Origin of the sequence: Paraburkholderia ginsengiterrae, assembly GCF_001645125.1 — a bacterium.
GTDB lineage: Bacteria > Pseudomonadota > Gammaproteobacteria > Burkholderiales > Burkholderiaceae > Paraburkholderia > Paraburkholderia ginsengiterrae.
In genome coordinates this window covers 187,441-202,368 of record NZ_LXKA01000011.1, presented here as the reverse complement: position 1 = coordinate 202,368, position 14,928 = coordinate 187,441, and the positions used below count along the sequence as shown (strand labels likewise).

Sequence of the window (14,928 nt, the reverse complement as noted above, 5' to 3'; positions counted from 1 at the left end):
GCCTGTAATTTGTCTAGAGGATTCGAGCTTTCCGAATCCTTTCGACGGCCTGCGAACTCTCGATGAAATCAAAGCGCTCTTCTGCAGTTATTGGGGTGGTGGACGATGACGAATCCGTCCGGATGGCGATATCCAGTTCGCTTCGATCGGCAAACTGGAAGGTCATTGCCTATTCGTCCGCCAGCCATCTTCTAGACGATACGCGGCGGTCGGAACTGAAGCTTGTTGTCGCGGATATCCACATGCCGGGCATGGACGGTTTTGCGCTGCTTGAGTCGATCAAGCTATCGAAGCACCCAGTTCCCGTCATTTTCATTACAGCCTATGAGACGCAGGAGCTTCTCGAGCGAGTCAATGCCGGCGGAGCCGCCGGTTTCTTCTCAAAGCCAGTGGACGACGCGCGACTGCTCGCGCTGATTGGCGAAATACTTTTGAAGTAAGCTAACCGAAGGTCCCTCGCGCTGGCCTGGGCGAGACCTGCGAAGGGGCCGTCATGCCGCCGCTTGCTCAAAGCATCCGAACGTATTAGACGAACATGCGACTGCACAACGCATCACATCACATCGGACGATAGAATCGCGCGGCGTTCGCGCTTACCCTTCAATCGTTGGACGAGGGACTCCTGGCTCATTCTGGCACCGTCTCAGACAGCGTGCGAGCCGCCGCGGACATGCAACTTTGGCTACACGCGCAGAGGGGCGGTTGAGTTTTCGTCATCTTTGGCAGTTCTGAGCGGCTGGATACTCCCTTCATCAATTTGCCTGTGGGGTGCGAGATGGATCAGCTTTACATGATGCGTGCATTCATTGCGGCCGCGCGGTATCAAAGTTTTAGCAAGGCCGCCGAATCCTTGAATGTGACCACCGGGTCAATATCGAAAGCGATCGCCAAGCTCGAGGGATGCATTCAGACAAGGGTCTTGCTCAGGACAACAAGGTCCGTCTCTTTGACAGAAGCGGCACAACCGTACTATCTGATCTGCTGCCGTTTGCTTGAAGAGCTCGATGAGGCAAACCGTCGCATTTCGCAAGAGCAAGAAGTCAACGGCGGAAGGCTGCGGCTTGTCGTGCACCCCATGCTGGTGAGCGAAACGTTCTCCCGCCTGGTGCGGCGCTATCGCGCCATTGCGCCCAATGTGAGTCTCGTTGTTTCCGTTCAGGATGGCGCCACGAATCTGTATGACGGCCGGTTCGATATAGCGATTCTTCCGCCTCATCTTGTGGAGCAATCCGCCGTGATTCGCCGGATGCTATTCAGGTCGCCGCGCATTCTAGTCGCTTCACCCGCTTATCTGCAGCAATACGGTACGCCAGAAACCGCTTCGAAGCTCGCCAGTCACTTTCTGCTGGTCGACCCCGAGTCGAGGAAGAAGAGCGCGGATTTCATCGATCTGTATGAGGGTGGCCGACGCGTGAGCGTATCCCCCATGTCGTCGATGGATGGTAACGAAGTGCTGCTGCGGGCGGCGGCGCTAACCGGGACCGGTATCGCCACGTTACCTGAATCCATGGTTCGCGAAGATATCGACATGGGACATCTCTTGCACATCCTGCCGGAATGCACGACATCGGACAGCAACGTTGAAATATGTCTCTTCTATTCGCACCGGGAACTGCTTCCGGCGAGGTTCAGGACATTCGTCGATTTCTGCGCCGAGTTTTTCAGAGCGCCCGCCCGACCCTTTGCCCATGATGCGATCAGGGTTCCCCAACCAAACAATCGTCATGAAGAAGTCGCAACGATGTCATGACGGTCTATTTCGCGATCGCCTGATCGTTGCCGGGATGCGATACGTTGCCTTGCGCAGGCAACGTGAACTGAAAGATGGCGCCCCCGGGAGAGTTCGACGTCACCCATAACCGTCCTCCGTGACTTTCCACGATCGAGCGGCAGATTGGCAGTCCCATCCCAAGGCCGTTGGGTTTGGTCGTAAAAAATGCCTCAAAGACGCCTTCCAGATGCCCGGCGTCAACGCCCGGTCCCGAATCCTGCACGGTAACGCAGAGTTCGTTGTCGTCGGTCTTGCCGGTTCGGATCAAAAGCGTTCGCGCGCCGACCGTCGTTGCGCTCATCGCCTCAAGGGCGTTGATGATCAGATTGAGCATCACCTGCTGCAGTTGTACCCGATCGCCATGTATCTGCGGCAGTCCTTCAACAAGCTGTACAGCGAGCTCGACGCCGGACTTGTCGGCTTCGCCTCGCATGAACGCGATCAGTTCAAGAATCGCTTCATTGATGTCGAGGCCATCTTTTCGCAGCGGTTCTTTTCTAAAGAAGGCGCGGGTTCGGTCGACGATGTTATTGGCGCGGCCGCTATCCGCGACAATCCGGTTGAGCGCCTGACGCACTTCGTCGAGATTGGGCGGCCGCGCCGCCAGCCAGCGCAAGGCCGCACTGGCATAGGCAGCCATTGCAGTGATTGGCTGCTTCACTTCGTGGGCAATCGATGCCGATAGTTGGCCCATCGTTGCCACGCGATTTGAATGCGCCAGTACCATCTGGAGTTCGAGATATCGTCGTTCGCTGTCGCGTACTTCCTGTTGCGCCCGCTTCTGGTCGGTCAGGTCGAGTATAAAAGCGACACCCTGCCCCTCGCGGTCGCCGAACGCAGCCGCGCCGACCAGCACTGGCACCCGGCGGCCGTCCTTGCGGAAGTATTCTTTCTCAAACGGTTTGGCGCTTCCGGTGGCCTTCAATTCCACCCTCGCCAGTTCGTCGCGGCTATGCCACTCAGGCGGAGTCAGATCGGGCCACCGGATACGCCCTGAGAGGAGATCCTCCCGGCTGTAATCCACAATGCGCAGAAAAGCATCGTTGGCTTCGATGACGTTGCCTTCAAAGTCCCAAATGTGGATCCCGATGATGTTGGAGTCCACCAGGCGCCGAACCCTTGCCTCGCGCTCCTGAAGATCAGCATAAAGCCGGGTGTTCTCCAGCGAAATAGCCGCCTGTGATGCCAGCAAGTCGAGCAGCGCGGAGCGGCGCGCCGTGAAAACGTGCGAAGTGGCTGTGTTCTCGAGATAAAGCAGGCCGCTGAGTTTGCCCTGTCTGACAAGAGGCAGACAGAACACAGACCGGGTCGTCCCGCGCGACAGATAGTTGTCTTCAGAGAACAGACTGGACGCCAGGGCATCGTCGATGATGACGCTCTTTTGCGTGTGGATCACGTAACGCAGGAGGTCGGCAGGGACGGCGGAATGGGCAACCGGTCCCCGGTTCAACTCGATCCCGTCGCCGTTGATGCGCGCCTCCGCCTCGATCCGGTAGCCGTCGGGCTGCTCCGGCACGATTAACAGGCCCCGATCAGCGCCTGCGGTCTGCAGCGCTATCGTCATCAGGCGCTCGATCAGGCCGGTCACCTCGATCTCGCTGGAAAGCGCCTGAGACGCCTTGAGCAGCGTTGCGGCGTCGAACTGCCGCCAATCGAAGCTGAGTGTCGATGCAGGTTTGCTCCCGTCCTGATCGGCGAGGCGGGGGAATTGCCCGTCGAGTTGCGCGACTTTGCCGTCGGCTCCCCACAGCGCGAAGCAATGACGCGCATTGTGTAAATACGCATCGGCGTTCGTCCTGAGACCACAGCCTAGATAGAAGCGCCCGGCAAGTTCGCTGGCAATGCCTTCGTGGTGTAGAAAGCCGTTTTCGCGAGCGGAGTGCGCCGCCTGTTCGTAAAGGCGCATGGCGTCGAGATCGCGGCCCTCCAGACGCGCGAGTTCCGCGCGGACAAGCGCGTAGCGGTTGTGATAGTTCTCCGGACAGTGCCCGGCCCACATTTCGAACTTCTTGAGTTTCGCTGCAAGAATGTGCCCGTAGGCTTGCTGCTGTTCCGCGGATGCCTCCGGATAGAGCGCCGTCAAAGTGAGCACATGAAAGAAGTGGTAGGTCGCTTCGATTGACAGTGCCATGACAGAACTGAGGACCGCCTCCGCCCGGTCCGCAGCCTTCAATGCGTCGGCATACCGGCCATCAAGGAAGGCAAGCATCACCTTGATGATGTGATAGACGCCGATCGCACAGCCGAAGTTTGATTTGATGATTGCCTCGAAGCAGGCTGCTTCGTCGAATGTATCGTCGTTCAGCTTCAACGTTTCGGTCGTTTTGCCCCGGAGACTGGCGACGAATTGCTGCTCGATCCGGACCAACTCGTAGACCGCGTCGTTGTGACTGTCCCGCGCGAGGGCAGCGTACTTTTCCGATAGCGTCTGCACGTCGTCGAGGACGGCCCCTTTCTCGATTGTCTGCCAAATCGCGTTGAATGCGAGGTTGCCTGCAAAAACGAGGTCGCCCACTTCCAGGCACGCGGCGGTCGCCCGTTCGAGAACCGGCAGATTATTCGCAATGTGGCACCGCCAGAAATTGACATGGGCGCCATACAGGTGAAGCAGCTTTCCATACAAGCGCCGATTGCCAAACTTTTCGTTCAGCTTTAGCGACATTTCTGAAAATTGCACCGCAGTGGGGATATCGCCGAGACGGGAGACCAGCATTAACGCGTAATTGCCGTATGCAAAACTGGAGTTGTCGGTATTGCCGCGCTGCAAGGAGAGGTTGACCGCCTTGAGGGTGAAGAGCGGGTAGAACGCGGGCCGCGCCGCAAAGGCGCAGGGCATCGCCTGAATCAGAAGGTTGACGATCGCACGGGTCGCAGGATCCGTCGCTACCGGCGCCTCGACCAGTTCGCCGATGGGACGCCCGGCCTGATTGATGCGAATGTCCCGCAATCCGCCGTCGACCGCCGCCTGGATGTCCTGATCGGTCTCGGGAAAGATGATGCCGAACTCGCGGAGCGCTGTGAGCGCGACAGTGAAGCTCTCGTCATATCGTCCGGCGAGCTGATACAACTCCATTCGCAGGCTGAAGACTTTCGCACGGTCGAGATTGGAGCGCGCCCTGGCGAGCATCATGTCGGCCAGAGCGTCGGCTTTCACAAAATCGCCAGCAATATATTCGCACTCCGAAAACGCCAGATAGAGGTCGAACGTGCTGTCGTAGCGCTGCGTCCACGCGTCGGGCGACAGCAGCGCGACGCCCTGCGCCAGATAGCTGCGAGCGGCCGCGTAGGCCGCCGAACTCATGGCGCGCCTGCCTGCGATGAGGTTCAACGCAACGACCTGCTCACGCTCCGCCCCCGACACGATCAGCACCGCGCCGCAATTGAGATGGTTGACGATGTCGAAGATGACACCTTCAAGCGCTTCTGGCGCGGTCCGCGACACGAGCGCCCGGCCGATCCGCAGATGAGCGGGGGCGCGCTCGTCGGCGGGTATGAGCGCGTAGGCGGCCTCCTGCACGCGATCGTGTGCGAATTCATAGGCGTTGGCCACACGAAAAACGAGGCCCGTCCGCACGGCTTCCCACAGGTTCGCGTGCACCGTCTTTTCAGATCCGCCCTGAACCGACGTCAGTGCGGTGACTTTGGCGACGCTGCCGAGGCACGCCAACTGCCCCAACGCGTCGCGCGTCAGAGGAGGCAACCTGCTCAGCTTCGCGGCCATCAGATCGGCGACGTTCTCGGTAAAACCCTTCGCATGAATGCGCGGCAGATCCCAGCACCACATCGCGGCGCGTTGGTCGAAAGTGAGCAGATCTTCATCGGCGAGCGCCGTCAGAAACTGGATCGTGAAGAATGGATTGCCGCCCGTCTTCTCGTGCACCAGTTGCCCGAGCGGCCCGACCGTCGCGCCGTCGCAGTGAAGCGAATCAGCCACGAGTTGCGTGACGCTATCCGGCGTGAGCGGAGCGAGCGCTATCTGCTGCACCTTCCCTTCGGCGTGGCTGATCGACTCCAGCGTGCGCGCAAACGGGTGCGATGCATCCACCTCGTTGTCCCGGTAGGCGCCGACCAGCAGAACGTGCTTCACGGCCGGATGCGTGACGAGGTGTGCGAGCAGGTCGAGCGTCGCCGTATCGACCCATTGCAGATCGTCGATAAACAGCGCGAGCGGATGCCCAGGTCGTGCGAACACGCCGAGAAAACGTCGAAATACGATCTGGAAGCGGTTTTGCGCATCCTTCGGCGGGAGAACGGGCGCGGGCGGCTGCTCGCCGATGATGAGCGCAAGCTCGGGGATCAGATTCACAATCAGCTGACCGTTGGGCCCTAGCGCCTCCATGAGCGCGTTCCGCCACGGCTCGACCTCCGCGTCGCTCTTGCTCAACAGGTTGCGTACGAGCGTCTGGAAGGCCTGTGCAAATGGCACATAAGGGATATCACGTTTGTACTGGTCGAACTTGCCGGACGCGAACAGGCCGCGTGGCGGCACCAGCACGCTGTGCAACTCGTTGACGACCGACGACTTGCCAATACCCGGATCGCCCGAGATAAGCACCAGTTCGATCACCCCGCTGCGCACGACACGATCGAACGCTGTAACAAGAGCTTCAATCTGTGCCTCGCGTCCGTACAGTTTTTCGGGGATCAGCAGCCGGTCGGACGCGTCGTGCGCACCCAGCGGGAACGGGTCGATGCGGTGGTGCGCCTCCCATGCCACAAGGCACGACCGGAGGTCAGCCTCGACACCCGCGGCGGTCTGGTAACGGTTCTCAGCCGCTTTTGCGAGTAGCTTCAGAACGATGCCCTCGACCACCGCCGGAATACCGTCGACGCGCTCTCCTGGCGGCGTCGGCCTGCGAGCGATATGGCAATGAATCCATTCCATCGCGTCCGACGCCGTGAACGGCAGCGACCCGGTGAGCATCTCGTACAGCGTGACGCCGAGCGAGTAGAGATCGCTGCGCGTGTCGATCGAGCGGTTCATGCGGCCCGTCTGCTCGGGCGCCATATACGCGAAGGTCCCGGCAACGATCTCCGGCGGCACGGGCGGCTGATGTTCGTGCTGCAGTTGCGAGGCGATGCCGAAGCCGGTGAGCCGCACGTTGCCGTTTCCGTCGACAAGCACATTCGCCGGCTTGATGTCTTTGTGAACGAGACCGCAGCGGTGAACGTGGTAGACCACCCTCGCCAGATTGACGGCGATGCGCAAAAAACGCGTGAGCTCCAGCGGACGGCCGAGTAAGCGATGCAGGGGCTCGCCACCGTCGTCGTCAAGAACGAGCATGGGCGGCTCTCTGCGCCGGTAGAGCGCGAGGGGACGAGCCGCCCAGCTGGAATCGAGCATCGCGGCTAATCCATATTCGTGCTCGAGGCGTGTAATGGCCTGCGAGGCCGTGCGCCTGGCGACGAGCGCCAGCACCGAGACGGGGTGGCTGGGTCTCCGAGCGCGATATAGTGAGAAGTCGCCGTCATCGTGCAGCGGCTCTAACTCATATCCGGTGAGATCCACCATGGACTCCCCTGTCATGCTGCGAATTCAGAGATTATTTTCCACGCCTCTCACCTTTTCGGCTATCGCTTACATCGCCGGTAAGTGATTTCTCTGAGCAATGGTGAGGTACTGGACGAAACAAACTTGCATTGATCTGCATTATTTGTTGTCACGCCGCTGCTGGCGACGGATCGCCCATGATGCGGGAGGCGAAGCCTCCCATCCCACTTGTTGGATCGCCGCCGGCACTTTGCGCGTACCGACCGCAGGTCGACGCGTCCTGGTTATATACCAGACCTTCTGCCCGTACAAGGGGATCTGTAGCTACTACGAAATCGGCGAGACCCGAACCGCGATCTGGACTTATCCAGATGCTTTTTTGGAGACGAGCGGCCTTTTCACCGGCGCTGTCCATGGAGAACCGTCACACCCGAATCGGGGGAAAATCTGGCCGCACCGCTACATCTGCCCCCTGAGTGCCCCCCGCTCACTTCGATCGTGACGAGGCGGCCGTCGTGGGACCGCCTCCGGATACGGTTCACGTTTCACTATTATCTACTTCGCGGAATAAAACCGGGGCTGCCGGTCTTCGTAACTTCGTTGAACCTCTGCCTGGTCTGAATCCGGTTGATCTCGTCGAATGCGTCTGCCGGGAGGGCAGAGATGTTGAAATTCTCCTGCGCCCGGGTCGCAGTCTTGGGCGTTGTAAGCAAAGCTGTGCCGCGTTGCACCGCCCAGGCGAGCAGCACCTGTGCTGGCGTTTTTCCAACTCGCGCGGCAATCTGCGAGATGACCGGGTCATCGAGCGGCCCTGGCCTTATTCCGTGACCCAATGGCGCAAAAGCCAAAAACACTATCTCCCTCTCCTTGCAGAATTCCAGAAGTTCCGTTTCTGGAAGATAAGGATGTGCTTCGATCTGGACCACGGCCGGCTTGATTCTTGCCGATTCGTAGAGGGGCAGCATTTCGTTCAGGCTAATGTCAGACAGTCCGATGGCCCGGCATCTTCCATGGTCGACGAGATCTTCCATCGCCCTCCACGTGTCGAGCAAAGTCACACCTTTGTCGTAGAGGACATCTCCATTTTCGTCGCGCGGATCCTGCTCATCTCCTGGTTGAAATGCAAACGGCGTATGAATGAGATAAAGATCCAGATAGTCCAGCCCAAGTCTTTCAAGACTTGCCTCGAATGCCGGTTCGACACGCTCGGGCCGATGATTTGAATTCCATAGCTTGCTGGTCACAAAGATTTCTTCGCGCGCGATCCCTCCGACTGCAAGTCCTACCTGCACAGCCTCGCCCACCTCACGCTCGTTCCGATATCGCTCGGCACAATCGAAGTGTCGATATCCGGCTTCCAGCGCCCATCTGGTGGCGCTTGTCGTCGTGGCCGCATCGGAAATCAGCGTGCCAAATCCGACTGCGGGCATACGGCCGCCTCCGTGATTAAGCACCATCCTTCTCCCCCGAAAATCGGAAGACTCAATCATGACGACACCTCCGCACTATCTCGTGCTCAGCGATGAAGGACCGACGCTTGAGCGGGCGATTGTGACGCCAGGTCCATGGATCTATGCGCACCCGAAATGCTTCGCGGCGCTACTAGTGATTGTGGCCATGCTCATCGCCACTAGGCCCGACCTGATATTCCTCGTCGGTAACCTTCTCCATCCAAACGACGCTCACGCCATCCAGAGCTTCCTGAACTCCGATGTGGGTCATGGAGGTAGTAGCGGATGCTCCGTGCCAATGCTTTTGACCCGGCGGGCACCAGATCACGTCGCCAGCACGAATTTCGACGATGGGTTCACCTTCGCACTGAGTCCATCCACAGCCTGCGGTGACGATAAGCGTCTGCCCGAGAGGATGAGTATGCCAGGCGCTCCGTGCGCCAGGTTCAAACGTCACGCTCACCACTGACACGCGCGCCGGCTCTGGAGGAAAGTTCAACGGGTCGATGCGAACAGCACCCGTAAATTGCGCTTCAGGGCCTCTCATTGAAGGTTCCGAGCCTACACGCTTGAGATTCACGGTCGATCCTGTTCAGTATCGGGACATTACCCGGCACTTCTAGTCGGAAAAGCCAGGAGCGTCGCCTGGAAACTTAAGAGTAGTCTATAGGCAGGTGCGCTCGGCGATAAGTTGACGACGCGGTGCATTTGCGATCCACCACGGCGACACATCAGACTCCGTCGAGGACGCCGACGTGACCCGCGAAGGAGTCGGAATGCAGATGTGCACCGGCCTCGTATCGCCCGACCGAGATGTGCTCCAGCAAACCCGAGAACGCTTTGCTACCGTAGAAGGCATCCCAACGCATGCAACTCGCAACGATGCGTAAACTCCCGACCTATTGGCGATGAGACTACGACTGGCGCAAGGTTGAAGCGAAGCTCAATGCCCCGCCGCAATTCGTGACGAACATCCACTGGGTGGACATCGTTATATACGCTAACGCGGCGGACGACGACTAGCCGTACCAATGCTCAACTACCAATAATCTGATTCAGGACGGTTGCACGATGACCGATAGCAACCGTCCCTCGCGCCTATCGGCGCTCAGCGGCTATACATTGCATTCCAGTCGGCAGCCGACACGCGGCTACCCGACTGCGATGTGCTGCTGGACACGCCACCGTAACTGCTCGCCGATGCATCGCGCGCCGCCACGCTCGCTTCGGCTGCCTGGATTGCATCAGGATAGTGCGTCGCATCGCCGTCACCGACGTGAAAACCCACACTCTCAAGTTGCGCGAGTTCTGCGCGGACCTGCGCACGTGTCGTGTGCGCCGTCGATTGAGCGAACGACGCAACTGGAATCACCAGAGCGCTGGCAAAAATTGCTGCACGGATAATTGATTTCATGGCAAACACCTCGATTAATGTTGGATGGCCTGCAACAAACTCAGTTGTTTGATGCCGTGAATGAAGTCTATGCTTCAATGTTGTCAGGGTTAACCCAAGATTGAACAAGAGATCGTTTACCGGGAGCGCTTGAATGCGGGCATCGACTGGCCGGCAATACGCGAATGCGCGTCCAAACTACATCAATCGCGATCTGATCGCACCGCCTGCGTGCAATCGATCGACATTGTCCTTCTGCGCTAGCATCATCACCACAACCCGGAGGCTCAAATGACCGCGAAACCACTAACGCTTGGCATCGATCACATCGGCTTGACCGTTCGCGATTTGAACCTCACTCGCGACTTTTTCATCAGTTGTTTGGGATGGACGCAAATCGGAGAGAAGCCGGAATATCCGGCTGCATTCGTGTCTGACGGGCGGGTGATGCTGACGCTGTGGGAGGTGCAGAATCAATCGGGCCGCGTGGAATTCGACCGCAAAACTAACGTGGGCCTGCATCACCTGGCCTTGCGCGTCGGCAGTGGAGCAGCGCTCGAGGACGTATTCTCAAAGGTGTCCAAATGGCCCGGTGTTGAAGTTCAATTTGCACCCGAAACCCTGGGGGCTGGCCCAAAGCGGCACACGATGATTTTTGAACCGGGCGGGATTCGGCTCGAGTTCGACTTCGATCCGCGAGTCTCGGCCGCCTGAGCGCGCACACGTTGCGCGTTCGAAAGTAACGCGCAACGTCTCCGTCGTGATGCGCGATACCGCGCAGCAGGCTCAGTGCGGTAACCGGTCCGCGACCTTCGCTACGCCCGCGGCAGCGCACACCTCATCCTTGTCGCCGCCGGGTGCGCCCCCGATACCGAGCGCGCCCACCATCTCTCCGTTTACCTTGAACGCTACTGCGCCCGGCAACGCCATGACGTTGTGCACGGTCGCGAGTTGCGGCGCGTACGGACTCGTCTTCATCAATTCGAAAAAGCCACTCGACCTGTCGAAGCCGAATTCCGGCCCTAGCGTCACGACGGTGAACGCTTTACGCATGCTCGATTCAGCAGTGTGTACCGTGCTCCTGTCACCGCGCAGTACCACTTGCGGCAACCCATCCATATCGAGCACCGTGGCACTCACCCAATAATGCTTCGCTTCGCACACGCGAATCGCTTCTTTCGCCGCATCGAGAGCGACGTCGAGCGGCAATATGTAGTGGTAGCCGGACGTCTGCGGTTCTTGTGCCTGAATTACTGGCGGCAGTAGCTACGCCACGCATAGTGACGCGATCAGAAAAAAACGTTTCATGATCACACCGTGCGGCGCCGCGACGGGCCGTTGTAATAGATCGGTAAGGGGCAGTAGTGCGCACAGAAACCGACACGCTCGCCGTGCACCCTGCCCGTTTCGACGTTGACTACCCGCGCCCTATCGCGCATGGGTTCGACACACACGCCCGACGGCCTGTCGATCTGAACAACTTCCAGCGTGAGCATTTCGCGCAATGCTAGAACCCGGTACGGGTTTGCTACGAAAACCCTGCAACATTGATATCTGTCAACGCCGATCTCGGGAGTTTGCACCGGGGCGTTGAACCAACAGCCGTTGGTGCAATCATCGGACGACGCCCGCGTCGGTGCGCAGATCAAATACAGCGTCTCGTCGGGCACTTTAGGTCTTACTGGGCAGGCACCTGCTTTCCGTAGGTGGATGCCCGCAATAGTGCTATCGCACTGCGCTCGCCTGGCAGCGTTACCCAAACCACGCTCGGGTTCAGGTCCGACAACGTCACGGCCCCGCTTCGCCGTATTCACCTTCGATGTCCTAGCCAAGCAGATACCTGACGAATGGCGTGAGCCACGGTCACGCTGATCCATTCGGACTACCTGGCTGTCCGCAGCTGAAGTGGAAACCGTTGCGCTCCGCAAACATTCGTGAGCATGGTGCGCGAGCGGCCAGTTTCGCCGCGCGCAACGCAGGGAAATGCGTCGTCCGCCGCCCGAAACGGGCGTCATATCGTTTAAAAGGAAGCATCAGTTTTTGCAGCGGGCACTGCACCCGCCTGGGATTCAGTCCGTCGCCAGGGCGACAGCAAAAACCCGCAAACCCAAGCCAGGCTTGGTGGGCCGGGTGGGAGTCGAACCCACGGTGTCCTTTCGGAGGCGGATTATGAGTCCGCTGCCTGCAACCAGCACGGCGTCCGGCCCAAGAAAAAGACCCGGTCTGAAAGCCGGGTCGATTCATCGATTGGCCGACATAGTACACGAAAAAAGGGCTTCCGCAACCGCTTCGCTACTGCGAAACAATTGGAAAGCCCCTTCGAACCACTACATCGGTGTCAATCGGCCACCAGCCTCGATCAATTCCCTTCGAGGAACGACTTCAGCTTGTCCGAACGGCTCGGATGACGCAGCTTGCGCAGCGCCTTGGCCTCGATCTGACGGATCCGCTCACGCGTCACGTCGAACTGCTTGCCGACTTCTTCGAGCGTGTGATCGGTGCTCATCTCGATACCGAAACGCATGCGCAGCACCTTCGCTTCGCGCGGCGTCAACGAGTCGAGCACGTCCTTCACGACGTCGCGCATGCTGGCATGCAACGCGGCGTCTGCCGGAGCGACCGTGTTGTTGTCTTCGATGAAGTCGCCCAGATGCGAATCGTCGTCGTCACCGATCGGCGTTTCCATCGAGATCGGCTCCTTCGCGATCTTCATGATCTTGCGGATCTTGTCTTCCGGCATTTCCATCTTTTCAGCCAGCGTTGCCGGATCCGGCTCGAGACCGGTTTCCTGCAGAATCTGACGCGAGATGCGGTTCATCTTGTTGATCGTTTCGATCATGTGAACCGGAATCCGGATCGTGCGCGCCTGGTCCGCGATCGAACGCGTAATGGCCTGACGGATCCACCACGTAGCGTACGTGGAGAACTTGTAGCCACGACGATATTCGAACTTGTCCACCGCCTTCATCAGGCCGATATTGCCTTCCTGAATCAGGTCGAGGAACTGCAGACCACGGTTCGTGTACTTCTTCGCAATCGAGATCACGAGACGCAAATTCGCCTCGGTCATTTCACGCTTCGCCTGCCGCGCCTTCAGTTCGCCCGCCGCCATCTGACGGTTGGTTTCCTTGAGGTCCTTCAGCGGCAGCACCACGCGCGCCTGCAGATCCAGCAGACGTTGCTGCTGTTCGCGGATCGCCGGAATATTGCGCGTGAGAATCGCGCTATACGCGTGACCCTCGCCAACGATCTTGTCGGCCCACTCGAGATCCGTTTCGCTGCCCGGGAAGCGCGCGATAAATTCCGCACGCGGCATGCCGCACTTGTCGACCACCGTATGCAGAATCTGACGCTCGACCTGGCGCACTTCGTCCACCTGCGAACGCAGCGTGTCGCACAGACGCTCCACGGTACGCGCGGTGAAGCGGATCGTCATCAGCTCGTTCTGGATCGTTTCCTGCGCCTTCAGGTACGACTTGGACTTGTAGCCTTCCTTCTCGAAAGCGCGACGCATCTTGTCGAACCATTCGCTGATCATGGCGAATTTTTCGAGCGACGCACGCTTGAGCGCTTCCATCTGCGCCGCGTTGGCCGTGGCTTGCGCCGCGCCGTCGTCTTCTTCCTCGTCTTCTTCGCCCTCTTCCTCGGTGTCCTCGTCTTCGCTCTCGATCGCTTCCGCTTCCTGTGCGGAGAAGCCGTCCGCGTCTTCCGCGTTGGCGTCGATCAGGCCGTCGACGAGTTCGTCGATCCGGATTTCCTCATTCGCGACACGCTCGGCCATGGCGAGGATATCGGCGATCGTGGTCGGGCACGCGGAGATAGCCATCACCATGTGCTTCAAGCCGTCTTCGATCCGCTTGGCGATTTCGATTTCGCCTTCACGCGTAAGCAGCTCGACCGTGCCCATTTCACGCATGTACATGCGGACCGGGTCGGTAGTGCGGCCAAACTCGGAGTCGACCGTGGACAGCGCAACTTCCGCTTCTTCTTCCACTTCGTCGTCGGACGAGGCGGCCGGCGCGTTGTCGTTCAGCAGCAGCGTTTCGGCGTCCGGCGCCTGCTCGTACACCGCCACGCCCATGTCGTTGAACGTGCTGATAATGCCTTCGATCGCCTCGGTCTCGGTGAAGTTGTCCGGGAGGTGGTCGTTGATTTCAGCGTACGTGAGGAAGCCGCGCTCCTTGCCGAGCTTGATCAGCGCGCGCAGTTTGGAGCGGCGCTCCTCGAGTTCCTCGACCGTGCCGGGCTGCGAGGACGCGAAAGCGTCTTTCAGCAGCGCTTTTTCCTTGGCACGGCGGTCGCGAGCCTTGACCTTTTCCACCTTGGCGGGAGCGGCCGCAGGGTTTTCTTCGCTTTGGGTTGCGTCGTCATCGACGGGTACTTCATTCAGCTTTTTCGTCATGGAGTTCGCCGTACCGGCTGTAGTCTCGACTCGCGGCTGGTGGACGCCAGCCGGTTGAACCGTGGATACTGGAACCTCGCGCACTGCCGCATCGTCCTGCGCGGCAGCCGCTTCCCTTGCGCTACTGACACCCGCCTCCTTCGTGGCCGGTGGTGATACCGCTTTCGCCGCCCTGACCGGCTCCGCTCGCGCAGCCGAAGTGGTCGGGGATTTCTTCCCGGCAACCGGCGCGACACTGACAGCAGACGTTTTTCTGGCGGAAGAAACTAACTTGGCCTCGGTGACCTTTCGGGTCGGCTCCGTGGAGCGTGTGCCTGCCGCCTTATTTCCGCCTGTAGTCTTTGCCATCGCATCGCCCGCCTTTTGGCATTTAGCCTTTGCTTGGAAAACCCTTAAAAAACAAACCGCTGGAAACCTTTT

Annotated in this window: 11 protein-coding genes, 1 tRNA gene and 2 pseudogenes; 5 read left to right on the top strand and 9 right to left on the bottom strand. The window is 59.3% G+C overall.

All coding sequences use genetic code 11. From position 1 onward, the window contains the following. The first annotated feature begins 62 nt into the window (after window positions 1–62). Window positions 63–440: a response regulator gene (locus A6V37_RS00945; RefSeq protein ID WP_064270997.1), complete on the top strand. Its 378-nt coding sequence runs from the start codon at window positions 63–65 to the stop codon at window positions 438–440. A gap of 335 nt (window positions 441–775) precedes the next feature. Further along, on the top strand, window positions 776–1,750 hold the full coding sequence (locus A6V37_RS00940; RefSeq protein ID WP_064270998.1) for a LysR family transcriptional regulator: 975 nt from the start codon (window positions 776–778) through the stop codon (window positions 1,748–1,750). A gap of 4 nt (window positions 1,751–1,754) precedes the next feature. Here A6V37_RS00940 and A6V37_RS00935 read toward each other — a convergent pair whose 3' ends face one another. Further along, on the bottom strand, window positions 1,755–5,705 hold the full coding sequence (locus A6V37_RS00935) for a trifunctional serine/threonine-protein kinase/ATP-binding protein/sensor histidine kinase (protein WP_341272031.1): 3,951 nt from the start codon (window positions 5,703–5,705) through the stop codon (window positions 1,755–1,757). A gap of 192 nt (window positions 5,706–5,897) precedes the next feature. Beyond that, a pseudogene (locus tag A6V37_RS42985) lies at window positions 5,898–7,115 on the bottom strand (serine/threonine protein kinase); the annotation flags it as partial. A gap of 265 nt (window positions 7,116–7,380) precedes the next feature. On the opposite strand from A6V37_RS42985, the gene A6V37_RS43070 reads away from it, so the two are divergent. Next, window positions 7,381–7,764: a DUF427 domain-containing protein gene (locus A6V37_RS43070; RefSeq protein WP_075643390.1), complete on the top strand. Its 384-nt coding sequence runs from the start codon at window positions 7,381–7,383 to the stop codon at window positions 7,762–7,764. A gap of 49 nt (window positions 7,765–7,813) precedes the next feature. Here the strand turns inward: A6V37_RS43070 and A6V37_RS00930 are convergent, their stop codons facing one another. Then, window positions 7,814–8,752 (bottom strand): aldo/keto reductase, encoded by a 939-nt coding sequence (locus tag A6V37_RS00930; RefSeq protein ID WP_064270999.1) that lies wholly within the window; start codon window positions 8,750–8,752, stop codon window positions 7,814–7,816. 112 nt (window positions 8,753–8,864) lie between these two features. Next, window positions 8,865–9,293 carry a (R)-mandelonitrile lyase gene (locus tag A6V37_RS38620; protein ID WP_064271000.1) on the bottom strand — a complete coding sequence of 143 codons (429 nt, stop codon included), beginning with the start codon at window positions 9,291–9,293 and terminating at the stop codon, window positions 8,865–8,867. Between the two features lie 344 nt (window positions 9,294–9,637). Here A6V37_RS38620 and A6V37_RS41975 point away from each other — a divergent pair. After that, window positions 9,638–9,736, top strand: a pseudogene (locus A6V37_RS41975) (hypothetical protein); the annotation flags it as partial. An 85-nt stretch (window positions 9,737–9,821) separates the two neighbouring features. Here the strand turns inward: A6V37_RS41975 and A6V37_RS00920 are convergent. Then, window positions 9,822–10,127 (bottom strand): DUF4148 domain-containing protein, encoded by a 306-nt coding sequence (locus tag A6V37_RS00920; RefSeq protein ID WP_064271001.1) that lies wholly within the window; start codon window positions 10,125–10,127, stop codon window positions 9,822–9,824. Between the two features lie 270 nt (window positions 10,128–10,397). Here A6V37_RS00920 and A6V37_RS00915 point away from each other — a divergent pair, with 270 nt between their 5' ends. After that, a complete protein-coding gene (locus A6V37_RS00915) occupies window positions 10,398–10,820 on the top strand; it encodes a VOC family protein (protein WP_064271002.1) in 423 nt (140 codons plus the stop codon). A 72-nt stretch (window positions 10,821–10,892) separates the two neighbouring features. Here A6V37_RS00915 and A6V37_RS00910 read toward each other — a convergent pair whose 3' ends face one another. The 4 genes from A6V37_RS00910 to rpoD all read right to left on the bottom strand — a co-directional run bounded on the left by A6V37_RS00910 (window position 10,893) and on the right by rpoD (window position 14,856). Further along, window positions 10,893–11,315, bottom strand: coding sequence for a GlcG/HbpS family heme-binding protein (locus tag A6V37_RS00910; protein ID WP_242665925.1), 423 nt, complete (start codon window positions 11,313–11,315; stop codon window positions 10,893–10,895). Between the two features lie 101 nt (window positions 11,316–11,416). Continuing rightward, window positions 11,417–11,602 carry a hypothetical protein gene (locus A6V37_RS00905; protein WP_064271003.1) on the bottom strand — a complete coding sequence of 62 codons (186 nt, stop codon included), beginning with the start codon at window positions 11,600–11,602 and terminating at the stop codon, window positions 11,417–11,419. 623 nt (window positions 11,603–12,225) lie between these two features. Next, window positions 12,226–12,313 (bottom strand) — tRNA-Ile (locus tag A6V37_RS00900). Window positions 12,314–12,465: 152 nt separating this feature from the next. Then, window positions 12,466–14,856 carry an RNA polymerase sigma factor RpoD gene (gene rpoD / locus A6V37_RS00895; RefSeq protein WP_075643389.1) on the bottom strand — a complete coding sequence of 797 codons (2,391 nt, stop codon included), beginning with the start codon at window positions 14,854–14,856 and terminating at the stop codon, window positions 12,466–12,468. Window positions 14,857–14,928 lie beyond the last annotated feature (72 nt).